This is a genomic window from Collinsella aerofaciens, from assembly GCF_040910245.1.
Classification (GTDB): Bacteria; Actinomycetota; Coriobacteriia; order Coriobacteriales; family Coriobacteriaceae; genus Collinsella.
In genome coordinates this window covers 32,179-58,327 of the sequence record NZ_JBDGAY010000014.1, presented here as the reverse complement: position 1 = coordinate 58,327, position 26,149 = coordinate 32,179, and the positions used below count along the sequence as shown (strand labels likewise).

17 protein-coding genes are annotated in these 26,149 nt (G+C 60.8%); 4 read left to right on the top strand and 13 right to left on the bottom strand.

Annotated elements, in window-relative coordinates; all coding sequences use genetic code 11:
• Positions 1 to 97 precede the first annotated feature (97 nt).
• From fba to recJ, 4 genes are all read right to left on the bottom strand, one after another.
• Entirely contained in the window at positions 98 to 964 is an 867-nt protein-coding gene (fba, locus tag AB5Z20_RS06315) for a class II fructose-1,6-bisphosphate aldolase (protein WP_368156703.1), read from the bottom strand.
• A 194-nt stretch (positions 965 to 1,158) separates the two neighbouring features.
• Positions 1,159 to 1,842 carry an MBL fold metallo-hydrolase gene (locus tag AB5Z20_RS06310; protein WP_368156702.1) on the bottom strand — a complete coding sequence of 228 codons (684 nt, stop codon included), beginning with the start codon at positions 1,840 to 1,842 and terminating at the stop codon, positions 1,159 to 1,161.
• A gap of 84 nt (positions 1,843 to 1,926) precedes the next feature.
• Positions 1,927 to 4,287: a bifunctional (p)ppGpp synthetase/guanosine-3',5'-bis(diphosphate) 3'-pyrophosphohydrolase gene (locus tag AB5Z20_RS06305; protein WP_368156701.1), complete on the bottom strand. Its 2,361-nt coding sequence runs from the start codon at positions 4,285 to 4,287 to the stop codon at positions 1,927 to 1,929.
• A 15-nt stretch (positions 4,288 to 4,302) separates the two neighbouring features.
• Entirely contained in the window at positions 4,303 to 7,590 is a 3,288-nt protein-coding gene (gene recJ / locus AB5Z20_RS06300; protein ID WP_368156700.1) for a single-stranded-DNA-specific exonuclease RecJ, read from the bottom strand.
• A gap of 276 nt (positions 7,591 to 7,866) precedes the next feature.
• Here recJ and AB5Z20_RS06295 point away from each other — a divergent pair, with 276 nt between their 5' ends.
• Positions 7,867 to 8,865, top strand: a complete 999-nt coding sequence (locus tag AB5Z20_RS06295; protein ID WP_368156699.1) for a bile acid:sodium symporter family protein — start codon at positions 7,867 to 7,869, stop codon at positions 8,863 to 8,865.
• Positions 8,866 to 8,895: 30 nt separating this feature from the next.
• Here the strand turns inward: AB5Z20_RS06295 and AB5Z20_RS06290 are convergent, their stop codons facing one another.
• Together AB5Z20_RS06290 and AB5Z20_RS06285 are read right to left on the bottom strand one after the other, a co-directional pair.
• Positions 8,896 to 9,693 carry a DUF4931 domain-containing protein gene (locus tag AB5Z20_RS06290; RefSeq protein ID WP_368156698.1) on the bottom strand — a complete coding sequence of 266 codons (798 nt, stop codon included), beginning with the start codon at positions 9,691 to 9,693 and terminating at the stop codon, positions 8,896 to 8,898.
• 3 nt (positions 9,694 to 9,696) lie between these two features.
• Positions 9,697 to 10,374: a copper homeostasis protein CutC gene (locus AB5Z20_RS06285; RefSeq protein WP_368156697.1), complete on the bottom strand. Its 678-nt coding sequence runs from the start codon at positions 10,372 to 10,374 to the stop codon at positions 9,697 to 9,699.
• A 256-nt stretch (positions 10,375 to 10,630) separates the two neighbouring features.
• Between AB5Z20_RS06285 and AB5Z20_RS06280 the strand changes: the two genes are divergently transcribed.
• The gene (locus tag AB5Z20_RS06280; RefSeq protein WP_368156696.1) at positions 10,631 to 12,217 is read left to right on the top strand and encodes a zinc ribbon domain-containing protein; all 1,587 of its coding nucleotides are present in this window, start codon (positions 10,631 to 10,633) and stop codon (positions 12,215 to 12,217) included.
• 235 nt (positions 12,218 to 12,452) lie between these two features.
• Here the strand turns inward: AB5Z20_RS06280 and AB5Z20_RS06275 are convergent, their stop codons facing one another.
• The 6 genes from AB5Z20_RS06275 to AB5Z20_RS06250 form a co-directional block, all read right to left on the bottom strand.
• On the bottom strand, positions 12,453 to 13,166 hold the full coding sequence (locus AB5Z20_RS06275; protein WP_006234438.1) for an ABC transporter ATP-binding protein: 714 nt from the start codon (positions 13,164 to 13,166) through the stop codon (positions 12,453 to 12,455).
• Positions 13,167 to 14,027, bottom strand: coding sequence for an ABC transporter ATP-binding protein (locus AB5Z20_RS06270; protein ID WP_349090966.1), 861 nt, complete (start codon positions 14,025 to 14,027; stop codon positions 13,167 to 13,169).
• The gene (locus tag AB5Z20_RS06265) at positions 14,017 to 15,096 is read right to left on the bottom strand and encodes a branched-chain amino acid ABC transporter permease (protein WP_117758808.1); all 1,080 of its coding nucleotides are present in this window, start codon (positions 15,094 to 15,096) and stop codon (positions 14,017 to 14,019) included. The genes AB5Z20_RS06270 and AB5Z20_RS06265 overlap by 11 nt, the downstream gene beginning before the upstream one ends.
• Positions 15,097 to 15,105: 9 nt before the next feature.
• Positions 15,106 to 15,987 (bottom strand): branched-chain amino acid ABC transporter permease, encoded by an 882-nt coding sequence (locus tag AB5Z20_RS06260; protein WP_022095035.1) that lies wholly within the window; start codon positions 15,985 to 15,987, stop codon positions 15,106 to 15,108.
• Between the two features lie 139 nt (positions 15,988 to 16,126).
• Positions 16,127 to 17,314, bottom strand: coding sequence for an ABC transporter substrate-binding protein (locus AB5Z20_RS06255; RefSeq protein ID WP_368156695.1), 1,188 nt, complete (start codon positions 17,312 to 17,314; stop codon positions 16,127 to 16,129).
• Between the two features lie 269 nt (positions 17,315 to 17,583).
• Entirely contained in the window at positions 17,584 to 18,750 is a 1,167-nt protein-coding gene (locus AB5Z20_RS06250) for an ABC transporter substrate-binding protein (RefSeq protein WP_368156694.1), read from the bottom strand.
• 252 nt (positions 18,751 to 19,002) lie between these two features.
• Between AB5Z20_RS06250 and AB5Z20_RS06245 the strand changes: the two genes are divergently transcribed.
• Positions 19,003 to 20,346 (top strand): homoserine dehydrogenase, encoded by a 1,344-nt coding sequence (locus AB5Z20_RS06245; RefSeq protein ID WP_368156693.1) that lies wholly within the window; start codon positions 19,003 to 19,005, stop codon positions 20,344 to 20,346.
• A gap of 271 nt (positions 20,347 to 20,617) precedes the next feature.
• Here the strand turns inward: AB5Z20_RS06245 and AB5Z20_RS06240 are convergent, their stop codons facing one another.
• Entirely contained in the window at positions 20,618 to 22,180 is a 1,563-nt protein-coding gene (locus AB5Z20_RS06240; protein ID WP_343006566.1) for a cation:proton antiporter domain-containing protein, read from the bottom strand.
• Positions 22,181 to 22,364: 184 nt separating this feature from the next.
• Here AB5Z20_RS06240 and AB5Z20_RS06235 point away from each other — a divergent pair, with 184 nt between their 5' ends.
• Entirely contained in the window at positions 22,365 to 26,111 is a 3,747-nt protein-coding gene (locus AB5Z20_RS06235; RefSeq protein ID WP_368156692.1) for a phosphoribosylformylglycinamidine synthase, read from the top strand.
• Positions 26,112 to 26,149: the final 38 nt, after the last annotated feature.

Below are 26,149 nucleotides of genomic sequence, written 5' to 3'. Positions count from 1 at the left end.
CCTACACTGTTTCCTTGCGCTCACCTGGCTTCGCCAGAAGTCGCGCCAAGGAAACAGTTCCGGGGGACGGGGCTTCCGGCGAGAAGTTTAGCGACGCTTACGCCTTGTTGACGGAGCCAAACTCCTCCATGAGCTCCTTGGTGCGGGCAACGATGTTGTCGCGACCAGGCTTGAGGAGCTTGCGGGGGTCAAAGCCCTTGCCCTGCTGATCCTTGCCAGCCTCGATGTACTCGCGGACGCCCTTGGCGAAGACGAGCTGCAGGTCGGTGTTGACGTTGATCTTGGAGATGCCCAGGGAGATGGCCTTCTTGATCTGATCCTCGGGGATGCCGGTGCCACCGTGCAGAACGAGGGGCAGGTCGCCGGTCTGGGCCTTGATCTCGCCCAGACGCTCGAAGGAAAGGCCAGCCCAGTCGGCGGGATAGACGCCGTGGATGTTGCCGATGCCGCAGGCGAGGAAGTCGACGCCCAGGTCAGCAATCTGCTTGCACTCAGCAGGATCAGCGAGCTCGCCGCTGGAGGTCACGCCGTCCTCGGTGCCGCCGATGCCGCCGACCTCGGCCTCGATGGACATGCCCTTGGAGTGGGCAAGCTCAACGAGCTCCTTGGTGCGGTCGAGGTTAAGCTGGAAGGTCTCCTCGTGAGAGCCGTCATACATGATGGACGTGAAGCCGGCCTCGATGCACTTGAAGCAGTCCTCGTAAGAACCGTGATCGAGGTGAAGGGCGACGGGAACGGTAACGCCCGTGGCCTCGACGGCAGCCTTGACCATGTCGGCGCAGACCTTGAAACCGCCCATCCACTTAGCGGCACCAGCGGTGCACTGAAGGATCAGCGGAGACTTGGCCTCCTCGGCGGCCTGGAGAATAGCCAAGGTCCACTCGAGGTTGTTGGTGTTGAAGGCACCGAGACCGTACTTGCCGACTTCGGCCTTCTTGAGCATGTCTGCTGCGTTGACGAGCATAAAAGAAACCTCCTGTAAGGTTGCTCCGATAACGCCTGTGATTTTACCACGGCGCACCCGAGCATAAACGTTCGTTTGTTCACGAATATCGTCCAAACAGACTTTTTTGACCGTTTGCCCTACGAAATTGACCCGTTGGGGAAAAATAGCTTGACGTTTGGACGCTTCTCGTGCTTTAGAAGCCGACTGTAAAGCTACACCTGCATGAAAGGGTTCTGCATGAGCTCGCGTGCCATGGTGGTCGAATCGCCATGCCCGGTTAGGCAAACGGTATCGGGCGGGAGAAGCCGGGCGAGCTTGGAGAGCGAGCGCAGAATCGCCGCCTCGTCGCCACCGGCAAGATCGGTGCGGCCGTGGCTGCCCGGGAACAGGGTGTCGCCAACAAAGGCGATGCTTCCCTGCTCGGTGGCGGCGAACAAGACGATCCCGCCCGGCGTATGCCCTGGTGTCTCGATCACCTGCAGGCAGATATCGCCAACCTCGATAGCATCGCCCTCGGCGAGCAGGCGCGTCGGCTCCCCGGGGTCGGGCGTCTCAATGCCCCACATAGCTCGCTGTTCCTCGATGTTCGCATGCGGCACCGCCACATCCTTAGCACACAGCTCATACTGACAACCCTCGCCAACGGTGGTTCGCACGCCGGCAACACCACCAACATGATCGGCATGGCCGTGAGTGCATACGGCGCCAAGCATGCGTACGCCGGGATGTTTGGCTCGAATATGCTCTACCAAGCGCTCGCCTTCCCATGCGGGGTCGACAATCACGCACTCATTGTCCGAAATAACAGCATAGCTATTGGTCTGAATGGGACCGTTTACGAGTGTCTCGATCTCGACCGTTCCCTTGGGAGTTACATCCAAGGACACAGCACTCATGTCCCTCTCCTCTCTATAGAACTCGAGGCATCAAACGATGCCTCGAGTGTAGCGAATATCGATAATGTGGCACGTTCGTCGCGACTAAACGCGGCGCTTAAGTTGGGCTCCACCCTCGCCGGGCATCAGGCGGCGCGCGTCGTAGACCGAGTCAACGCTGCTGATAGAGGCCAGCAGCGGATCCAGGCCACTCGCGTCCGAGATCTCGACCATAAAGCGCAGGGTTGCAATACCCTCGCGGTTGGTCGAGGTGGCGGCAGAAAGGATATTGCCGCCCGCATCGCCAATGGCAATGGTGACATCCTTGAGCAGACCCATGCGGTCCAGGCACTCGACCACGATCTCGACCTGGAAGAGGGTGTCGGCAGCGCCGTCCCACTCCACTTCGATCATGCGCTCGGGATGCTCCATAAGACCCTTGACGTTGGGGCAGTTGGCGCGATGCACCGAAACGCCGCGGCCGCGCGTGATGAAGCCGACGATATCGTCGCCCGTCACCGGATTGCAGCAATGCGCCAGACGGACCAGCAGTCCGCTGTTGCTCTCGCCCTTGACGATAATGCCGTTGCTGGCGCTCTTGCCGCGCTTTTGCGGCTTGCGGTTGGAGCCGCGGGCAGGCTGCTTGACAACCTCGGCGATGGCTTCAGTCTTGGTGAGCTGCTCCTCGGGCTTGGGGTCCAAGATTTGCTCGACCTTGTTACCCACAGCGCGCGGGGCAACCTTGCCGGCGCCGACGGCGGCAAACAGGTCCTCGAGCTGCTTGTAGTTAAACTGCTCCGCCACGGCGTTGAGCGCACGCGTGGATCGCGGCGTAGAGATGCCATACCCGCGCTTGCGCAGGTCCTTGGCCAGTATATCGCGGCCGGCAGCAGCGTCGTCGTCCTTGGTCGCGGCGGCAAAATAGCGGCGGATCTTTGACTTGGCGGAAGGTGTCTTAACGATCTTGAGCCAATCACGCGACGGCTTGGAACTCTTGTTGGTCAGGATTTCAACGCGGTCGCCCGTCTTGATCTCGTGCGTAAGCGGGGCCACCGCACCGTTGATCTTAGCACCGACGCAGTGGTTGCCCACCTCGGTGTGAACGGCGTAGGCAAAGTCGAGCGGCGTGGAGCCGGCACGAAGCGCCATGACCTCGCCCTTGGGTGTAAAGACAAAAATTTCCTGGTCGAACAGATCGACCTTCAGCGAATGCAGATATTCCTTGGCGTCCGTAATCTCATCAGACGCAGCCCAATCGAGCGAATGTTTGAGCCAGTTAATCTGGTCGTCTAGACGCTGGGCATCATTGGTCTTAGACGCAGACGATCCGCCCGACTTCTTATAGAGCCAGTGGGCGGCAATGCCGTACTCGGCCTGCTCATGCATCTCGTAGGTTCGAATCTGAATCTCGAGCGGGCGGGCCGTGGGGCCGATAACCGTCGTATGGAGCGACTGGTAGTTATTGACCTTGGGCATGGCGATATAGTCTTTAAAGCGACCGGGCATGGGGTGCCATAGTGTGTGCACCGCGCCGAGCGTGGAGTAGCAATCGCGCACCGAATGGGTAATAACGCGCAGCGCCACCAAATCGTAGATCTCGGAGAACTCCTTGCCCTTGCGCTTCATCTTTTGGTAGATGGACCAATAGTGCTTGGAGCGGCCATTGATCTGGAAGCCCTCCAGGCCAATGCGGTTGAGCTCGTCGGTGAGCGTCTTGATGGTCTCGGCCAGATAGCGTTCGCGAACCTCGCGCGACTCCGCCACCATGCGCGCGATGCGCTGGTAGGCATCGGGCTCCAGGTAGAAGAAAGACAGGTCCTCGAGCTCCCATTTAATGGAGCTCATGCCCAGACGGTCGGCCAGGGGCGCATACACGTCCATGGTCTCGCGGGCCTTAAACAGGCGACGGTCCTCGCGAAGGGCCGCAAGGGTACGCATGTTGTGCAGGCGGTCGGCAAGCTTAACGATAATGACGCGGATGTCCTTAGACATGGCGAGGAACATCTTGCGCAGCGTAAGCGCCTGCTTCTCGTCCATGCTGTCGACTTCGATGTTGGTGAGCTTGGTCACGCCATCGACGAGCTCGGCCACCGTATCGCCAAACAGGCCGGAAACATCGGCAAGCGAGGTCTCGGTATCCTCGACGGTATCGTGCAGCAGCGCGGCGCACACCACATCGCAGTCCATCTTGAGATCGGCCAAAATGATGGCCACCTCGACGGGATGGTTAATGTACATCTCGCCCGAGCGGCGCTTTTGGTTGCAGTGCTTCTCGGCAGCAAAGCAATAGGCCTGCTCCACCTTAGAAAAGTCGTCCTCATTCATATATTTGAGGCACAGGCGCTCCAGCTTGTCGTAGCTGTCCGCCATAATCTCGGGCGGCAGCTCATCGGCATGCTTATAGTGCTCCATCTCCGAAAACGGCTGGAGGGTGGAATCATGGGCGGTACGGGCTGCGGCATCCATCGAGGTCCCCTTCCCCTAGGCCCGCGGTACGATCGGGCGGTTAACTTTGGCTAGCATATCAGAAGCGCACGAATCAAGCGCCCAGCTCCGGAAAGCCGAGAACTCCATGCGCGAGCGCAAGCCCTCCAAATAGCGAATTGACCTGCTCAATTGCACACGGCCCGGGTTTTCTGCCATCGCGATGCGACGGGTGTCGTCAAACCCCGAAACGCGACAGAAACCAAGCTCTTCGAAGATTCCCAGGCCGCTTTCCACCGAGCGCTCGTCGACCGGCGTGCGGGCATCGATGGCAAGGCACATCTGCGCGATGTCGATATCGCTCGCGCTAAACGAGTCGTCTCCGGTCTTGCCGCGGTTGGAGCGCCACATAGTCTGCAGCGCTCGATAGAGCGTGACGAGCTCGTCACGCTCGGGCGCGTAGCAGTCGAGCAGGCGCTCGTTAATGCGAGCGTCACGCGACGAATAGAGCAAGTGAATCACGGCAGGTTGGCCGTCGCGACCGGCGCGTCCGCTCATCTGGTTGAATTCAATGCTGCCAAACGGCATGTGGTAGAGCACGACATGGCGAATATCGGGCAGGTTGACGCCCTCACCAAAGGCAGAGGTCGAAACGATGCAGCTGAGGCTTCCGTCACGAAACGCTTCCTCAACACGGCGACGATCGGAGCGCGCAAGCCCCGCGTTATAGAACGCGATGCGGGTCGCGCAATCGGGCACCCGCTTGCGCAGCGTCTTAGCAAGCGCCACGGACTGGTCGCGCGAGTTGACGTAGATGACGGTCTTCTCCCCTGTCGCCACGATTGACACCAGGCGGTTCTCGCGGCTCGCAAGATCTCGGTCATCCTCGAGCTGCAAGTTCTCGCGCACCGTCTCGTCGACCACCGTGCGAGTAATCGGCAGCACGCGGGCGAGCTCAGCCACAACCGGAGCCGTTGCGGTGGCAGTCGCGGCCAGAACGACCGGGTCGCCCAGGGCCTTGAGGATATCGGGCATGTCGAGATAGGCGCTGCGGTCGCCGCCCTTGGCAAGACCGGCATGATGCGCCTCATCGATAACGACAAAACCGATGCGCCCCGAACGCGCAAAGCGGTCGCGGTGAATGGACAGGAACTCGGGCGTCGTGAGCACGATGCCGGTGCGGCCCGAAGCCAGGCCGGCAAACACGTCATCGCGCGCCGCCTCCACGGTCTCGCCGGTCAGCACGCCGACGCCAATGCCGAGCGCGGCCATCGTCGACGAGAGGTGATAGGCCTGGTCGGCAACGAGCGCGCGCAGCGGATAGACAAAGATGCTCGCACGCCCGCGAAGGACCGCCTCGCGCGCGGCATGCACATGGAAGATAAGAGACTTGCCGCGCCCCGTTCCCATAACGGCCAAGACACTCTGGTGATCGGCCAGGGCATCGAGCGCCTCGACCTGCGCGCGGTGCGGCTGGTTCGAGCCGATAAAGCTATGGATAAGCGAGCGCGTCAGCTCGGTATAGGAAAGCTGGGCGAGCGTTTGGCGCTTGCGGGACTCCAGACGAAGACCGGCGTCCGCAGGCTCCACGCCGCGGCGAAGCTCACATGCCGGGTCGTCAACGCTGGGCGCCGTGGTATCGCGGACCAAGACATCCTTAATCATGAGCTTGGGCTTTACGCGACCTTGCCAATGCTCGGCCACGGCCTCGAACACCAAATCGACGGCGCTATCGCAATTGATAAGCTTATCGATCTGCGGCACGCGGAACATAATGGCCGGCACACTCGCGGCGCCATCGGTCGCCACGAAGCGCATGTGCTCACCGGTTTTGCCCACCACGGCGCGATCGCACATTGTCACACCCTCGGCAGCCAGAAGCGGCACCTTGTTGCCCTGGCCAAACGGCTCAAGACGGGAGATCTGCTCGATGGTCTCGATATTTAGCTCGGAGAGGTCAACGGTGGCGGCAACCTCGTCGGTGTCCTCAAAGTCCTCGGCGGGAAGCTCGGACAGCACGGCGGAAAGGCGACGACGGAACTCGTCGAGCTTGGACGCCTCGATGGTCACGCCCACCGCACCCGCATGCCCGCCGCGACGAATCAGCAGATCGGAGCAGCGCTCTACGGCGTCGAACAGGTTGACCTTGCCCACCGAGCGACCCGAACCGCGCGCGATACCGTCTTCGATCGAGAACAGCAGCGCCGGCACGTGATAACGGTTGGTCAGGCGGCTAGCTACGATACCCTTGACGCCCTCGTGCCAGCCCTCGCCACCCACGACGATTGCGCGACCGCCATCATAGGTCTCCTCGACCTTTGCCATGGCATCGCGTGTGAGCTCCGCCTCGATCTCGCGGCGCTGGCGATTGATTTCCTCGAGCTCGGCGGCAAGCGCGCTTGCCTCGATAGGATCGTGGGCAAGCAGCAGGTCGAGTGCCAGCTTGGGATCGGCCATGCGGCCGGCGGCATTCAAACGAGGAATGAGCGAAAATGACAGACCATCGGCCGTAATGGTAGAAAGGTCGGCCTTGGCGAGCGCGGCCAGCGCGATATAGCCGGGGCGGGCGGTCACGCGCATCTGCTGGATGCCCTCGGCGACTAGCGCGCGGTTCTCGGGCGTCAGCGGCATCATGTCGGACACGGTACCCAGCGCCGCGACCTCGATCAGCGAGCGCCAATACGACGGCTTGCCCAGGCGCTCGCCCAAGACCTGTACCAGCTTGAGCGCCACGCCGGCACCGGCAAGCTCACGCGAAGGACCCTCGTCCTCGAGCTTAGGGTCGGTCAGGGGCACGCCCTGCGGCACCTGATCGGAGGGCTCGTGATGGTCCGTGACCACCAAATCGATCCCCAGGCTCTCCAGATAGGAGACCTCTTCCTTGGCGGCAATGCCGTTATCGACGGTCACGATCAGCTGGGGGCGAGCGAGCTCGTTAACGCGGTCGAGCGCCGCTCGCGAAAGACCGTAGCCCTCGTCAAAGCGATGCGGAATAAACGGCGTGACACCGGCGCCAAACGTGCGCAGCGCCTCGGTCAACAGGCAGGTCGACGTAATACCGTCAACGTCAAAATCGCCAAAGACCGCGATGCGCTCGTGGTTGCGAACAGCACGCTCGACACGGTCGGCAACGACCGACATGCCCGGGATAATGAGCGGGTCGGCCCAGTCGCGATCGAGCGAAGGCGTCAAAAACAGCTGGCCTTCCTCGATGGATGCAATGCCGTGCGCAACCATAATGCGCGCCACCAGCCCGGGTATGCCCAGGCCAGCCGAAAGCTCCTTTTCGAGCTCGGGGTTTTGCTGAGCGACCGCCCAGCGATGCGTCGTCTTAAGCGATGACATAGGCGCCCACCCCCGATAGGGGCAGGTCGCCGCGATACCTCTCACGGTTCATAGCGATGAGTCCTCTGTGTATGCCCGCTTCGGCAGGCAGATCTGTTGAACGGATTTATTATACCGTGCAGCGCGGACGCAAATCGCCGCAGCACGCCGCGGTTTCGGTAAACGATGACGGTAATACCCTCGAAATATTCGAGCGTTTCAGCCACACGGACGCATGCGAGCGTCTAGCATATCCATTCAAAACGGATTCACGAGCAAAGGGAGTCGCAAGAGCATATGAAGCAATGGGTTGGACTGGGCAAGTTTCTCGCGGGGCACATGCAGATCATCGTTCCGATTTGTGTGGCGCTCGGCGTGCTCTTTCCTCAGCAGATCGGCGTTCTCAAGCCCATCGTTCCCACCTTGTTTGCCTTTATGACCTTCCAAGGTGCGCTCAGCAACACCTTTCACCAGGTGGCTGAGGTGTTCCGCCGTCCCCTGCATTTGATTTTGGCGTTAATTGTCTCGGCTGTGCTCATCCCCATCGCGGCGTATGCCATGGGCTCGCTGTTCTTTGGTTCCAACCCCAACCTTGTCTGCGGCATCGTGCTCGAGTACAGCATACCCGTGGCAGTCACTGCCTTTATGTGGATTAGTATGTTCGGCGGCAACGGCCCGCTCGCGCTCACCATCATCCTGACGTCCTCGGTCATCTCACCTCTAACGATTCCTCTTACGCTCAAGCTCCTGCTGGGCGCCACCGTCTCGATCGATGTGCCGAGCATGATGCAGGACATGGCCTTTATGATCGCCATCCCCGCCGTGCTCGGCATCGTGATCAACGAGCTCACGCGTGGATGGGGACACGAGAAGCTCTCCCCCACGCTTTCGCCCGCCTGCAAGTTCATGATGATGGGGGTCATCGCGTCCAACTCCACCGCCATGAGCGAGTACGTGCTGCACATGAACACGGTGCGCCTGGAAGTCGCCCTCTTTATTTTGGTCTTCGCCATCAGCGGCTTTGTCGTCGGTTTTCTGGTCGCCCGTACGCTGCATCTGCCGTATAGCGAGACGACTACCATGTGCTTTACCTGCGGCATGCGTAACATCTCTTCGGGTGCCGTCATCGCCACGCAGTACTTTCCGGGCGAAGTCGTGTTCCCCGTCATGTGCGGAACGCTGTTTCAGCAGGTGCTGGCCTCGATTATCGGGCATCTCTTTGAGCGCCTAACCAGCAAGGAGCGCGCCAAACAGCGCAAGCGAGTCAAGGCCGGGCGCGACGCGATGGCACGCTAGACTGTCCGCATTGCGCGGGAGTTAGCCTTGCTATACGAGCGTTTCCAGATGCGCGCGTAGGCGCTCAGCATCGATATCGAGCGTGGTCTCGGCATTGACCTGGGCCAGTCGATAGCCAACAAAGTAGGGTGATACCACCCAACGTGGCAGCGCCTTGGCAATGGTCCGGCCGTCCATGTGGTAGAAGAACAAGTTGTACGACTCCGCGCGACCGCCATGGTGCTCGTGCAGGATATAGCGCAGGGCCACCTGAATCGCATCGGCAAACAGGTCCGCTTCGGCTTGGTCGCGGGCGTCGTCGCTGGCGGCGATTCCCTGTGGAGCCGAGACGTTGACCTCAAAGAATCCCATGATCGGCTCGGTTGAGATATTGACCGAGATTCTCCCCTGCTGCCAGACATTGATGCCTTCGAAATTGGCGGAAGTCAGCGAAGCATAGCCGTCTTCCTGCTCCAAACCCACAATCTGCATGTGTGGGTGGACGAGGCTGCCGCCCGAAAGCGGGCCTTTGTTCTTGTACATGAGCACACTGTAGTACTGTTGGGAATCAATCATCTGCTGCCAACAGCCCAGGGCAAACCTCATCACATGATGCAGCTCATCTGGTTCATAGGTCACCAGGTCGGCGTCGTGATTGGCCGACTCGATCAATACGGTCTGACGGGTGGCCCGCAAGGTCTTGAACTTATTCTCGAGCCAGATGCAGTCACCATCGCGCTGGATGATGTTGGCGAGCCCCTCCGTGTCGCAAAAGGGGCACGCGGTACCGGGGCGGCGGTTGTCGTCGGGCTTGCCGCTCGCCTGCTGAACGTCAAATACCAGCGCCACGGGTTATACCTCCAGCGGCACGATCTTGGTGCCATGGAGCTCGGAGACGCCGAGCGCCGCCGCGACCGCGTCGCGATTTGCCGTAGTGATGCCGCCGCCGGGAAGGATGGTCAAACGATCGCCCGCATACTCGATTAAACGAGCCAGGTGATCGAAATTGTCCTCGATCGACGTACCGGCCGCACCGCCATGCGTGAGGATGCGCGTAACGCCGCAGTCGGCAAGTGTATCAATCGCATCGAGCTGAGCCTCGGGCGAGAGCTGGTCAAATGCCATGTGGAAGGTGATGTCAAGGGACTCGCGCTTGCACTCCTCGGTCGCGCAGCCCGTAGCCATAACGAGGGCGCCGAGGGTGAGTTCGTCGAGCGCCCAGCCGCCGGCACAGGGCTTGCAGCAGCCAAAGACCAGGCCGTCAACGCCGGCGCTCACAGCAAGGCCCAGGTCCATTTCCATCATGCGTAGCTCGTCCTGGTTGTAATGAAAGTCGCCACCACGCGGACGAATCATGCACATCACTCGCGCGTCATGCTCGTGAGCATAGCTGACTGTAGCGCTAATAACGCCGGCGGAAGGCGTGATGCCACCGACGGCGAGGTTGTCACACAGCTCAATGCGCCCCGCACCGGCCTCGATGGCCGCCGGCACCCGCTCAAAGTTCTCGGCACAAAACTCGTACAGCATAGATAGGCCCCCAAAGACAGCAGATGTTTTCCGACGGGCATTGTCACACATCCCCATGAAGTTGCGGTGGAATAGGGACTGTTTTGGCCTCTGGAGCCTTCATTTAGTCCCTATTTCACCGCAACTTAGAATGATTCCTTGGGAACGGCGCGACTGGCCGAAAAATGTTGCCGATGGTGAATGTTGCGCAACAAGATTTCGGAATCCCGATTAACCATGGCAGTATCGACATTCATATCCAGAGGAAAGGATTGCCATGTTTAAGAGCATCCAAAGGAGCGGAAGGATTGCAGCAGTCGCCATCGGCCTGATCGCAGCCCTGTCTCCGCTCGCATCCCCTCCTGCAGCATTAGCCGGCGGCAGCGTACCGACGCCTGAACTGGAGAAGTCATATAGCTTTAAGACCAGTGGCGCCTATTCTCACATCGGTAAGAGCGGCGATTCAATGTTCGGCTATCTGTACGATTACGATGATGATTCCAACTTAAAGAGGATTACTCTCATCAATTTCAACGACGGCAGTTCAAGCCCCATTGCTATCCCAGATAAAAGTCTTGATTCCGCATACCGCACGGGCATCGATCAACTCTATTGGATTGACGGAAGCAATGTGGTCGTATTCTCTCCTGAAAACCAAACCCAGACAGTCCATCCCATCAATTCGGCGAAATATGCCTACACCGGAGTAACTGTCTCCGATGACGGTAAAAGAGCAGCCGTCGAGCACTATGACTATGAATCTGAGCTTAAAAAAATCGAAATCTATGACCTTAAGTCTGACAAGCTAATTCAAACATATCAATCTGATAAAGATGACTCTTATTTCTACTATTCAGACGATATGAGCCGTCTCTATTTCTTGCCATACGATACTGAGAAAGGCGTTGTTTCTCTTAGGGTTTTCAATTGCGATACAGGGTCAACGGAATTGAAAACGGTTAACGTGAAAAAAGATGATAGGTCTTCGGACATCGACCATATCGTCACCAGCTCTTACTCGGACGATATTTATCTTCAGAGCGACACCGCATTAATAAAAGCGGACCGCGATGGAAATATGAGCGTTGTTTTCAACGATGATGACCACGCTCCTGAATGGCTTTATTCAAACCCTTCGGCGGAGTTTTATGCCCTCTATACAAAGAAAGGATCGAATGATCTTTTTGATGAGGATGACGGCTATTACTATCTCAATGAAGAGGATGCGAATCTTAGTGTTTACGATTTAAATAGTGACGAGATAATTAGCTCGATCGCTTTTCCCTTCGGCGATGGATATCTCGGCGGCATCTCGCATGATGGCGGCATCTTGCTTGGGACGTACTCAGACGATGACAAGTCTTCGGCATGCCTAGTCGATGCAAAAACCGGGGCCAAGAGCGAGTTTGATTCTCATTGCTGCAGCTCTACTTTCATGAATGGCGATCGCGAGATTTGGACTGATTATTACGACGAAGATGATTCTTCAACACTTCACGTGAACATCTATAAGTCCAATATCCCCCATTCCCTGCCCGAGGATGTGCTGTACTTTGTCCAGACTCACCTGCCGTTTGTTATTGGCGGTGGCGTGGCGATCGTCCTCATCATCGGTGGCGCGATCGTTATTCTTTGCATCCGCAAGAAGCGCGCGAAGGCCGCGAACGGTGCAGTAGCCGCAGCGCCTAAACCTCAGCGTAAGCAGCGTCGTCGTCAGAAGCACGCCCAGCAGAACGCCGTGGCACCCGCGGCACCGACGATGCCGGCAGCTCCAAGCGAGCCTGCCCGCTTCTGCCGTCACTGCGGGACCCCGCTCGTACCCGAAGCCCAGTTCTGCCCCACATGCGGACAAAAGGTAGACTAGCGAACAAAACCCAGTAGACCCCAACCGCCAAGGCCCCGTTCCGAAACACTCCAGAACGGGGCCTTGGCTTGGTGCAGGGGTGCAAATTTGGGAAGGTCATCGTCGCACGCCCCAATGAAGTTGCGGTGGAATAGGGACTGTTTTGGCGTCTGGAACCCCAAATTAGTCCCTATTTCACCGCAACTTAAAAAAGGGGCGCTGACCGGGATAGTCAGCGCCCCTTTTGTTGGATTGGCTAGCCTCCGAGGTAAGCCTTGCGGACGTTGTCGTCGTGCAGGAGCTCTTGGCCCGTGCCGGTCATGGTGATCTTACCGGTCTCGAGCACGTAACCGCGCGTGGCGATCGAGAGCGCCATCTGCGCGTTCTGCTCAACCAGAAGCACCGTGGTGCCGGCCTTGTGCAGGTCCTCGACAATCTGGAAGATCTGCTCAATCAGAATCGGCGCCAGGCCCATGGAAGGCTCGTCGAGCATGAGCAGCTTGGGGTTGCTCATAAGGGCGCGGCCCATAACGAGCATCTGCTGCTCGCCGCCCGAAAGGGTGCCGGCGACCTGGCGACGGCGCTCCTTCAGGCGCGGGAACTGCTCGTAAACGCGCTCAAGGCCCGGAGCAACCGTGGACTTGGGCTGCGTATAAGCGCCCATCTCCAGGTTCTCCTCGACCGTCATCTGCAAAAAGGCGCGACGGCCCTCGGGGACCTGAGCCAGGCCCTTGCCCACCAGCTTGTCGGCAGGCGTATGGGTAATGTCTTCGCCCATAAACTTGATGGAGCCGGTCTTGGAACGCAGCAGGCCCGAGACAGTCTTGAGCGTTGTGGACTTACCAGCACCGTTCGCACCGATCAGAGCAACGATCTCGCCCTCGTTGACGTTAAAGGAGATGTCCTTGATGGCGTGGATGGCGCCGTACCAGACGTTGATGTTGTAGACGGAAAGCATCGGCTCTGCCATTTAGTTCTCCCCCTTATCCTGCTTGCCCAGATATGCCTCGATAACGGCGTCGTTGTTCTGGATTTCCTCGGCCGTGCCCTTGGCGATGACCTTGCCAAAGTTGAGCACGCAGATACCCTCGCAGATATTCATAACGAGCGACATGTCGTGCTCGATAAGCATGATGGCAATGCCGAAGGTGTCGCGAATCTTAACGATGTTCTCCATGAGTTCCGCGGTCTCGGACGGGTTCATGCCGGCGGCAGGCTCGTCGAGCAGCAGCAGTTTGGGGTTGGTGGCAAGCGCGCGAACGATCTCCAGACGACGCTGGGCGCCGTAAGGCAGCGAGCCAGCCTGCTCGTTTGCCAGATGCTTCATATCAAAGATGGACAGCAGCTCCATGGCGCGCTCGTGCGCGGCCTTCTCGTGCTTCCAATACGTCGGCAGGCGCAGCACGCCCTCAAAGCCGGAGTAGCGCTCCTGGTTGTGCAGGCCGACCTTAACGTTATCCTCCACCGTCATGGTGTTGAACAGGCGAATGTTCTGGAAGGTACGGGCAATACCCATGCGGTTGACCTGATAGACCGACTTGCCCGAGGTATCCTCGCCGTCGAGCAGGATGGTGCCGTGCGTGGGCTGATACACCTTGGTGAGCAAGTTGAAGACCGTGGTCTTACCGGCACCGTTGGGGCCGATCAGACCGGCGATCTCGGTCTTGCCGATAGTCAGGCTAAAGTCGTCGACTGCCTTAAGGCCACCGAACTCAATGCCCAGGTGGATGCACTCGAGTGCAGGGCGCTCGCCCAGGTCGCGGTCGGGAACGATGGCTCCAGAAGGATACGGGACCATCTTGCCCTTCTTGAACTCAAACTTACTGGGCATCGGCTGCCACCTCCTTCTTGGAAGCAAAGCGGTCCTTGACGCGACCGAAGAACGCCTTGAGCTGCGGGTTGTTGGTAAAGATCATGACCAGAATCAACACGATGGCGTAGATGAGCATGCGGTAGTCCGAGAACTGACGGAGCAGCTCGGGGAGCACCGTGAGCAGCGCCGCGGCGATAACGGAGCCGCGCATATTGCCCAGGCCGCCCAGGACCACGAACACCAGGATGAGGATGGACGTATTGAAGTCGAACTTGGTGGCGGAGAGCTGCGAGAAGTTACCGCCGAAGAGAGCTCCGGCAGCACCGGCGAGGGCAGCGGAAACCACGAAGGCGATCATGCGGTACTCGGTGACGGAGATGCCTACGGACTCGGCAGCAATCTTGTTATCGCGCACGGCCATGATGGCACGGCCGGTACGGCTGCGAACCAGGTTGAGCACGATCACGAGTGCGACCATGACCAGGATGGCACCGGCGAGGAAGGTCGAATAGGTCGACACGCCCGATGCGCCCTGCGCGCCCTTGATGATGGCGGTGCCGTCCTCGAGCAGATGCAGGTCGTCGATCGTAGAGTTGCCCGTGATGTTAAAGATCACGTGCAGGCCGCGGGAGTCGACGCCCACAATAAGGCAGGTGACGATCTCTTTGATGATCTCGCCAAAAGCCAGGGTCACGATGGCCAGATAGTCGCCGCTCAGGCGCAGGACCGGGATACCGATCAAGAAGCCCAGGATGGCGGCAGCGATAGCGCCGACCACGATGCTGATGATAAGGCGCACCGGATCGGAGGGAACGGCGCTCTCGAGGGCGACCGCGGTGACGATGCCCGTGTAGGCACCGACACTCATAAAGCCCGCATGGCCCAGCGACAGGTCGCCCGCGATGCCGACGACAAGGTTGAGGGAAATGGCCATGACGATGTAGGCCGTGATGGGAACCAGCTGACCGGCGATCATGCGCGGGATCATATGGTTGGACTGCATAAAGAACACGATGGCGAAGGCCACGATACACATGGCGTACGTGACAAAGTCGTGACGCGTCTGCTTATCTTTAAGAAACTTCATAACGCTCACCTACACCTTCTCGGGGACGTACTTGCCCAAGAGGCCGGCAGGCTTGACGAGCAGGACGATGATCAAAACACCAAAGACGATGGAGTTGGCAAGACTCGTGGAAATGTAGGCCTGCGCCATCGCCTCGATGATGCCGATGAGAATGCCACCGACAAAGGCGCCGGGGATGGAGCCGATGCCACCGAAGACGGCGGCGTCGAAGGCCTTGATGCCAGGCATGGCACCCGTCGTAGGCTGCAGCACCGGCGAGTAGGAGCACAGGAGCACGCCGGCGATGGCGGCAAGGGCAGAGCCGATGGCAAACGTCATCGAGATGGTGCGGTTGACGTTGATGCCCATGAGCTGAGCGGCGGCCTTGTCCTCGGACACGGCGCGCATGGCTTTGCCCATCTTGGTCTTACCTGTAAAGAACATCAGGCCGGCCATGATAACCAGGCAGGCGACGATGGTGACGAGTGAGACGGCGCTTACGTTGAACTTGGCCAAGAACTCCGGCACCTGGAAGGTGACGAGCGAAGTGAAGTTCTTGGGCGTGGCGCCCCACAGAAGCTGCGCGGCGTTCTGCAGGAAGTAAGACACGCCGATAGCCGTGATTAGAACGGCCAGCGGACCCGCCTGACGCAGCGGCTTATAGGCCAGACCCTCAATGAGAACACCGAGAACGGTACAGGCCACACAAGAGAGAACTACAGATGCCCAGCCCGGGAGGCCGAGATACGACGTGGCGCAGAACGAGACATAGGCACCGACCATGATGACGTCGCCGTGAGCAAAGTTGAGCATCTTGGCGATACCGTAGACCATGGTGTAGCCCAACGCGATGATGGCGTAGACGCTGCCCATGGACAGGCCGTTGACCAGGTATTGGATAAAGACCGTCATGTTCCACATCCCCCTTTCGAATAGGTTTCCAGTTGATGTATGAAACAGGGACGTTACATCGTCCCTAGATACCAAGCAAGCAGGGAAGGCCAAAACCTCCCCTGCTTGGGATCAAAACCGCTCTATGTAAGGCGGCCAATTAGGCCTGTACGTACTTGCCGTCGGTGATGACGTAAGCCGTGGGCTCCTTCTGGACCTGGCCCTTATCATTCCAGGTGAGCTTGCCGGTCAGACCGTCAACGGTAATCTTGAGCATAGCCTTGGACAGCTTCTCGGCGGCCTCGGTCGGATCGGCGTCGACTCCAAGACCGGCCTCCTTGAGGGCCTCGGCCACCGCGTGCACGCCGTCGTAGGCGTCGGCGGCAAACTGGTCGGGGGTATCGCCGTACTTATCCTTGTAAGCGTTGACGAAGTCGGCGTTCTTCTCGTCGTCGGCAGAGAACGGGGTCATGAGCAGCAGACCCTCGGCAAGAGAGGTATCGAAGCCCTCAACGCCCAGGATGCCGTCCATGCCGTCGCAGCCCATCATCTTGACGTCGTAGCCCATGTCCTTGGCGTTCTTGAGCAGGACGGACGCCGGCGTGTAGTAGATCGGCGCAAAGATCATGGTGGCGCCGGCCTGCTTGGCCTTGGTCAGCTGGTTGGTAAAGCTCGTGGCGGAGTCGTCCTTAAAGGTCTCCTCGTCAACAACCTCGAGCTTGGATTCAGCGGCCTGGGCCTTAAAGGAATCTGCGATGCCCGAAGAATAAGCGTCGCCGGAGTTATAGAACAGCACGAACTTCTCGTCCGCATATTTCTGCGCCAGGAACTTGGCAGCGTTGACGCCCTGGTTGGGGTCGGTGAAGCAAACCTGGAAGACGCAATCCTTGCCGTCGGTGACGTCCTCGGAGGACGCGGACGGGGTGATCATGAACGTCTTGGGGTCGTTACCGCACTCGGCGGCAACGGCAACCGACGCACCCGTGGTGGTCGGACCGACGAGGGCCTGCATGCCCCAGTCGAGCAGGGTGTTGAAGGCGTTGACGGCCTTCTCGCCATCGGCCTGGTCATCCTCGGCCTTACTGGCAAGCGGCAGCTCCTTGGTCGAGAAATCCTTGCAGCCAAGCTCGACGCCCTGGGTAACGGACTTACCGTAGGACGCGTTGGCGCCGGTCAGCGGGCCGATGGTGCCGATCTTAAACGAAGCGTCGCTCGAAGCGGAACCGCTGTCGCCGCCGTTGGAGGAGCAGCCAGCTAGAATGGACATCGCCCCCAGACCTGCTGCGCTCGCGATAACGCTCCTGCGATTCATAACAGGGTTCAATGACTTACCGGTGAGGCTCGACATGCGGCTCTCCTCTCAAATCTCGTCGGGTTTCGGTTACCCGACAGGCCATCCTTCGCCGTGTTCGGCGTTCGCAAAATAGTAGACGCTTTAGTTGAGAAAAGTGGCGATTATTTCAACTTTTCTTTTGTTTTGCCCATTTATCCATAATTCTGCGTATTCCTATCGGTTTATGCAGTTTAGCCACTTTATTGTGTGAAAGTAATGTTTCCGTTCTGTTACAGGCGTCCTTGCCCTGAATAAAACGGCCCCACCGGTGTCGTTATATGCACTTAGGCGGCGATGTACTTGCCATCCTGAATCACATAGGCCGTAGCGGGCTTTTCGACTTGGCCCTCATCGTTCCATGTGAGCTCGCCCGTCAGGCCCTCAATCTTGATCTTGCGCATGGCACGGGCAAGATCGTCGGCAATGTCAGCACCATCGGCCGTAATATCGATGCCCGCCTTGTCGATGGCCTCGGCGATGGCGTGGACACAATCGTAGGCGTCGGCGGCAAACTGGTTAGGCGTCTCGTCGTAGGCATCCTTATAGGCCTTGACGAAGTCGGCGTTCTTCTCATCGTCGGCAGAGAACGGGGTCATGAGCAGTACCCCCTCGGCAAGAGAGGTATCGAAGCCTTCCACAGAGAGCAAGCCATCCATGCCGTCGGTACCCATGAGCGTCATGTCGTAGCCCATGTCCTTGGCGTTCTTGAGCAAAACGGACGCCGGCGTGTAATAGATCGGGGCAAAGATAAGCGTGGCGCCGGCCTCCTTGGCCTTGGTGAGTTGGTTGGTAAAGCTCGTGGAAGAGTCGTCCTTAAAGGTCTCGGTATCGACGATATCGAGCTTGGACGCCTTGGCCTGCTCGGCAAAGGCGTCGGCAACGCCCGAGCTATACGTATCGCCGGAGTTGTAGAACAGGGCGATCTTGGCATCCGCGTACTTCTCGGCCAAGAACTTCGCGGCGCTGGCGCCCATGGTGGGATCGGTGAAGCAAACCTGGAAGACCGTGGTCTTATCCTTGGTGACGTCGAGCGACGAGGCCGAAGGCGTGACCATGAGCATATCGTCGGCGATCTCGCCCGAGACGGCGACGGCGGCACCGGTCGTGACGGGGCCGACGAGCGCCTGCATGCCCCAGTCGCACAGGGTATTGAAGGCGTTGATAGCCTTCTCGCCGTCGGCGACGTCATCCTCGGACTTAAGCGAGAGTTTGAGGTCCTTGGTCGAGAAATCCTTGGCGGCGAGCTTGGCACCCTTCTCGGCCGAAACGCCATAGGTTGCCGCGGCGCCGGTCAGAGGGCCGATGACACCGATCTTGAAGGTCTTGCCGTCATCGGCGGAGCCGCCATCCGAGCCACCCGACGAGCAACCAGCGAGTGCGGCGGCGGTGCCGAGCGCCGCGGCGCCGGCGAGAAAGTTCCTACGGCTGAGCGTGCTGTTGATGTTGAACATGGTGTCCCCCTTTTTTCGCTGGCCGCGGTGCGGCCGTCTTGCGGTACGGGGCAAACCTTATGGCGCAAACGTTGACAGTTTGTTACGGAGTTTCGTTTGTAGCGAGCATGTTTCCAATGTTTCCGCAGCGTTTCGGGGGTGCCGTTTTGTGCGACTCCTGTTGCCTGGCGAGCACGCGCCCTCGGTTCACGCTAGAATGCACTCAACCTTTAAGCGGTTAATCCATCCATAAGATGCACGAAGGAGCTATCTATGAGCAAACCCCTGCGCACCGTGAACGTCGGCCTCATCGGTCTGGGAACCGTCGGCGGCGGCGTGGCCCGTCTGATCAAGAGCCACCACGATGAGTACCTGGCAGCCTACGGCATCGACCTTAAGCTGACCCGCGCCTGCGCGCTTGCTTGGGAGCAGGCCGAGGCAGCCGGTATTGAGCGTGAGGCCTTTACGAGCGACTGGCACGACGTCGTCACCGACCCCGCCGTCGACATCGTCGTCGAGCTGATCGGCGGCGAGCACCCCGCGACCGAGATCTTTACCACCGCCTTCGAGAACGGCAAGCACGTCGTCTCTGCCAACAAGGCCCTGCTGGGCCGTCATGTCGAGACGCTCGCCGAGAAGGCGCGCGCATGCGGCGTGCAGATTAAGTGCGAGGCCAGCTGCGGCGGCGGCATCCCCATCGTGAGCACGCTCGAGCACGACTTGGTGGGCAACAAGATCCTGACCATCGCCGGCATTCTCAACGGCACCACCAACTACATCCTGTCGCGCATGGACGCCGAGGGCGCCGATTACGCCGACGTGCTCGCCGACGCCCAGGCCAAGGGCTATGCCGAGGCCGACCCGTCCGCCGACGTCGACGGCTTCGACGCCGCCAGCAAGACGGCGATCCTCGCCTCCATCGGCTTTGGTACCCGCGTGACCACCGATGATGTGTACCAGCAGGGTATCCGTACCATCGGCGCCGAGGACATCGCCCAGGCCCGCGAGCTCGGCTACACCATTAAGCTGCTCGGCATCGCCCGCAACACCGACGCCGGCGTCGACGTCCGCGTGCACCCCACGCTGATCCCCGCCGATCACATGCTCGCCAAGGTCAACGGCGCCATGAACGCCGTCTACGTGGTAGGCGATGCCGTGGGCGAGACCATGTTCTACGGTGCCGGCGCAGGCTCCTTCCCCACCGCGAGCGCCGTCGTGGGCGATATCCTGTCGCTCTCCGAGCAGATCAGCCGCGGCGTGGCTCCGCTGCCCGAGATTGAGCCCTATGGCCACAACCTCGCCTTTAAGCCCATGGACGAACTCCAGACCAAGTACTATGTGCGCCTGAAGGTCGCCGACCGCGTGGGCGCCCTGTCCGAGACGGTCGATATCTTTGCCAAGCACAACATCTCGATCTCGCTCATCAACCAGGTCGAGGACGGCAAGTCGGGCGCTAGCGATACCTGCTCGGTTATCTTCCTGACGCACCGCGCGCTCGAGAAGGACATCCAGGCTGCCGCCGCCGAGCTTGCCAGCGTCGACTGCGTGGCCGAGGTCGCCAACGTCCTGCGCATCGAGGACGTCGAGGCCTGGACCGAAGGCGTCATGGCCAACTAGTCCACTACTTCGAACCTCAACGGAGCTCAACGCAAAAGGCGCGCTGCCTGCATCAACCGCAGGCAGCGCGCCTTCTTCTGTTTGAAGTAGAAGCCGTGTCCCAGAATTCCGGCTCAGACCGGGACGCAGCTTCCCTCAGGGCCATGCTTCGGAAAGTGCGCCCCGTTTTGAACGCCGATTCTGGGACGCACTTTCCGCAACGAGCCTCTCGCGGAAAGCGCGCCCCGTTTTGAACGCCGATTCCGGGATGCATTTTCCGCAGCGGCGTTGGCTACCTGCCGTCGTCGTCCTGGGCTTCATCGCGCGCGTAGAGCTCCAGCATGCGGCGGCGGTATTCGTGCACGGCGAGCTTGGCGCGCTCCAGGCGGCGGCGCTCACGCGGAGTCAGCTTGGACGGGTCGACCTCGTCTCCATAGGTCTTATCGGCAAGCAGGTGCGCCGCGTCCACGATGCGGGCATCGATGTGGCCGCTCGCTGCCTCGGCGGAAAGACGCTCGGCAATCGTATCGAGCGTAGGCAGGCCCTCGAATACACGACCATGTCCATGCGAGGTCAGCAGCTCGTGCTCGCGTGCGAGCAGACTCGCCAAATCGTGATGGGCGCGCAGAATGTCGAGCGCATCGGATGGATGCTCGGCAACTTCTGCCACGGCGGCGACCGGTGCGGCGTCGACCACGCGGTAGAAGAGCTGCGCGAGCAATGGCATCAAGAACACCGTGATGGCACCGGCGGCAACCATGACCGACGCAATGTCTTGCGACAGCGCGCCCGCGTTGACGGCAACGCTTGTCACGGCAACGATGATCGGCAGCGCCGTGGTGCAGTACAGGGCCACCGTAATGCGACCATACGCCGACACATCGCGCGTCACGGGACAAATGCTCATAGAGATGAGAATGGGCACCGCGCGAATAATCAGCAGCGCCACGATAAAGCCCACGAGCAAGCCCGGGCGCGACGCCACGGCCGTCAGATCGATCTTCGCGCCCGATACGGTAAAGAACACCGGAATCAAAAAGCCATAGGCCAGGCCATCGAGCTTGGTCTCGAGCGTATGGTTGCCCTCGGGGATGATGTAGCGCAGGACAAAGCCGGCGGCAAAAGCGCCCAACACGATATCGAGGCTAAAAATAGCGGAAAACGCCACGAGCGTGACCAAAATAAGCACCGTCAGGCGCACGAAGGTCTGCGACGTGGTGTCGGCGCGCTCCTGAATAAAGGCGAAAAACCGGCTGCCGATGCGTTTGGAACGGCCGGGGACCACGGCAAGCAGTACACACACGGCGGCAAATAAGCCCAAGATCAGCAGCGTCTCGATGCCCGTACGGGCAGACAGCAGTACCGACATGGCGAGCACGGGGCCGAGCTCGCCCCACGTACCATAGGCGAGAATCGAATCACCGACGCGCGTTCCGGCAAGCGACCGCTCGCGCAAGATGGGCATGAGCGCTCCAAGCGCCGTCGAGGTCAAGGCGAGCGTCACGGCGATACCGTCGAAATGGCTGACCGAGAACCACGGCGTAAAGCGCACGGCAAGCCAGGCGATACCAAACGTGACGGCCCACGTCGCCAAGCCGTAGCGCCCCTCCACACCCGTAATGTTCTTAGGGTCGATCTCAAAGCCGGCAAGCAGGAACAAAAAGGCCAGGCCGAGCTCTGACACGAGCGAAACCTCGGCATCTACATGGATGACGCCGAGCATATGAGGTCCCAGCACCGCACCGAGCACGAGCAAAAAGACCGTCTCGGGAACGGGTTTTCCGGGAATCGCCGAGGCGATGAAGGGGCTTGCAAAGGCCACGAGCGCGATGATGGCGAGCGAAACAAATGCCATGTGATGCCTTTCTCTTGTTTGCGCTTCACTGTAGCACCCTCGCCGTCCGCAACGCGCCACGAGCTGTCGTATCATAGTGAGGTTTACAAACATGTGGCTCAAGGCGACCGCAGGGCAGGCCCCGCAAACCGACCGCTGCCGCATACCGTACCGTACGCCCAACCGATCAGGAAGGCAGGAACCAATGGTCTCTCGTATCTACGTGGAGAAGAAACCCGGGTTCGACGTCGAGGCTCAGCAGCTCAAGGGCGAGCTGACCGAGATTCTCGGCATCAAGGGCATCGAGGCCCTGAGGATCATCAACCGCTACGACGTCGAGGGCATCGACGAGGAGCTTTTCCGCTCCTGCGTGCCGACCGTCTTTAGCGAGCCCCAGGTCGATGTGACCTACGACGAGCTCCCCGCAAGCGATGGCGCCGTCTTTGCCGTCGAATTCCTGCCTGGCCAGTTTGACCAGCGCGCCGACTCCGCCAGTGAGTGCGTTCAGCTCATCAGCCAGGGCGAGCGCCCCGCCGTGCGCTCCGCCAAGGTCTATATGATCTCGGGCGCTCTGGACGAAGCCGCCATCGAGGCCATCAAGCACTACGTGGTGAACCCCGTCGAGGCGCGCATCGCCTCACTCGACCTGCCCGAGACGCTGTACATGGAGACCCCCGAGCCCCAGCCCGTCGAGGTGCTCGACGGCTTCCGCGAGCTCGATGAGGCCGGCCTCGCCGCCTTTATCGCCGATCGCGGCCTTGCCATGGACGAGGCAGACATCGCCTTCTGCCAGCAGTACTTCCGCGATGAGGATCGCGACCCCACCATCACCGAGATCCGCGTGATCGACACCTATTGGTCCGACCACTGCCGCCACACCACCTTCGGCACCGTCCTGGACGACGTGACGATCGACGACGCCGTGGTGCAGCAGGCCTTCGACCGCTACATAGAGATGCGCCACGAACTCGGCCGCGACGCCAAGCCCGTCTGCCTCATGGACATGGGCACCATCGGCGCTAAGTACCTTAAGAAGACCGGCGTAATGACCGATGTCGATGAGTCCGAGGAGATCAACGCCTGCACCGTCAAGGTGAAGGTCGATGTCGACGGCGAGGACCAGGACTGGCTGTTCCTGTTTAAGAACGAGACCCACAACCACCCGACCGAGATCGAGCCCTTCGGCGGTGCCGCCACCTGCGTGGGCGGCGCCATCCGCGACCCGCTCTCGGGCCGCAGCTACGTGTACCAGGCCATGCGTGTCACCGGCGCCGGCGACCCCACCGTCCCCGTGTCCGAGACGCTCGAGGGCAAGCTGCCGCAGCGCAAGCTCGTAACCACCGCTGCCGCCGGCTACTCCAGCTACGGCAACCAGATCGGCCTTGCCACCGGCCAGGTCAACGAGCTCTATCACCCCGGCTACGTGGCCAAGCGCATGGAGGTCGGCGCCGTCGTGGGCGCTACCCCGGCAAACCACGTGCGCCGCGAGTGCCCCGCCCCCACCGACAAGATCATCCTGCTGGGCGGCCGCACCGGCCGTGACGGCATCGGCGGTGCCACCGGCTCCTCCAAGACCCAGAACACCGAGTCCATCGAGACCTCGGGCGCCGAGGTCCAGAAGGGCAACGCCCCAGTCGAGCGCAAGCTGCAGCGCCTCTTCCGCCGCGGCGACGCCTGCCGCCTGATCAAGCGCTGCAACGACTTTGGCGCCGGCGGCGTCTCGGTCGCCGTAGGCGAACTTGCCGACGGCCTGTACGTGGACCTGGACACCGTGACCAAAAAGTACGACGGCCTGGACGGCACCGAGCTCGCCATCTCCGAGTCCCAGGAGCGCATGGCTTGCGCCGTCGCCGATGGTGACGTCGATGAGTTCATGGGTTACGCCGCCGAGGAAAACCTGGAGGCGACCGTTATCGCCGAGGTTACCGCCGAGCCGCGCATGCGCATGGCCTGGAACGGCGTCGCCATCGTCGATCTGTCCCGCGAGTTCCTCAACTCCAACGGTGCGCCCAAGCACCAGGTCGCTCACGTGTGCGCCCGCAGCGTATGGCAGCCCAGCTGGGCCGGTACCACGCTTGCCGAGCGCATGACCTCGCTTGTCACCGACCTCAACGTCGCCTCCAACAAGGGCCTTTCCGAGCGCTTCGACTCCACCATCGGCGCCGCGACCGTGCTCATGCCCTTTGGCGGCAAGACGCAGCTCACCCCGAGCTCTGCCATGGTCGCCAAGTTCCCCGTGGACGGCGAGACCACCACGGCAAGCGCCATGGCATGGGGCTTCAACCCCTACCTGATGGAAGCCGACCAGTTTGCCGGCGCCTACCTGTCCGTGGTCGAGTCCATCGCCAAGCTCGTGGCTGCCGGCTTTGAGCACAAGCGCGCCTATCTCTCCTTCCAGGAGTACTTCGAGCGTCTGCGCACCGAGGCCGAGCGCTGGGGCAAGCCCACGGCAGCCGTCCTGGGCGCCCTCATGGCCCAGGTCGACCTGGGTGCCGGCGCCATCGGTGGCAAGGACTCCATGAGCGGCTCGTTTGAGGACGAGACCGGCGAGCTCAACGTTCCGCCGACCCTAATCAGCTTCGCTGTTGCCGTGGGCCGTGCCGCCCGTGCCGTCTCGCCCGAGTTCAAGGGCCTGACGCATCGCGTCGTGCGCATCGCCCCCGCCACCTATGGCGAGGACTACCGCCCCGATGCCCAGCAGCTGCTCGCCGCGTTTGACGCCGTCGAGGCGCTCACCGCTACCGGCGACGCCCTGGCCGTCTCCACGCCCGGCTACGGCTGCGGCGCCGAGAGCCTCTTTAAGATGTGCGTCGGCAACCAGATCGGTATCGAGCTTGCCGAGGATGTGGACGTGGAGAGCCTCTTCACCCCGCTCTACGGCAGCTTTATCGTCGAGCTCGCCGAGGATGCCGAGCTGCCCAAGGTCGCCGACGGCGTTGTCGTCGAGCCCCTGGGCACCACCGTTGAGGGTTACGTCATCGATACTGGCTCCGAGGTCATCGAGCTCACCGAGCTTCAGGAGACCTGGGAGAGCGGCATCGAGAGCGTCTTCGCCTACCGCAGCGCCGGCGAGACCGCCGAGGTCGAGACCATCGACTTCCGCGCCAGGGACATCCACGTGTACGGCGGCGCCAAGATCGCCCGCCCGCGCGTGGTCATCCCCGTGTTCCCCGGCAACAACTGCGAGTACGACAGCGCCCGCGCCTTCCGCGCCGCCGGCGCCGAGGCTGACACCTTCGTGATCAACAACCTCACGCCCGAGGCCGTCGCCGAGAGCACCCACGAGCTTGCCCGCCGCATCCGTGCAAGCCAGATTGTCATGATCCCCGGCGGCTTCTCGGGCGGCGACGAGCCCGACGGCTCCGCCAAGTTCATCACGGCGTTCTTCCGCGCTCCCGAGGTCACCGAGGCAGTCCGTGACCTGCTCAAGGCCCGCGATGGCCTGATGCTGGGCATCTGCAACGGCTTCCAGGCCCTGATCAAGCTCGGCCTGGTGCCCTACGGTGACATCGTCGACGCCACGCCCGATGCGCCCACGCTGACGTTCAACACCATCGGTCGCCATCAGAGCCGCCTGGTGCGCACCCGCATCTCGTCCAACCTGTCCCCGTGGCTGTCGCAGTGTAGCCTCGACGACCCCTACACCGTCGCCATCAGCCACGGCGAGGGCCGCTTTGTCGCCAACGACGAGGTACTCGCCCAGCTTATCGCTAACGGCCAGGTCGCCACGCAGTACGTGGGCGAGGACGGCAAGCCCAGCATGGATCTTTCCGTCAACCCCAACGGCTCCGCACTCGCCATCGAGGGCATCACGAGCCCCGACGGCCGCGTCCTGGGCAAGATGGGCCATGCCGAGCGTCGCGGCGACAACCTGTACCGCAACGTGCCCGAGCATGTCCCCGGCGACAAGTTCATGCCGATCTTTGAGAGCGGCGTAGCCTACTTCGCCTAAACCTTTCCCATCGGGTACAATCCCTTCGGGTAACAACG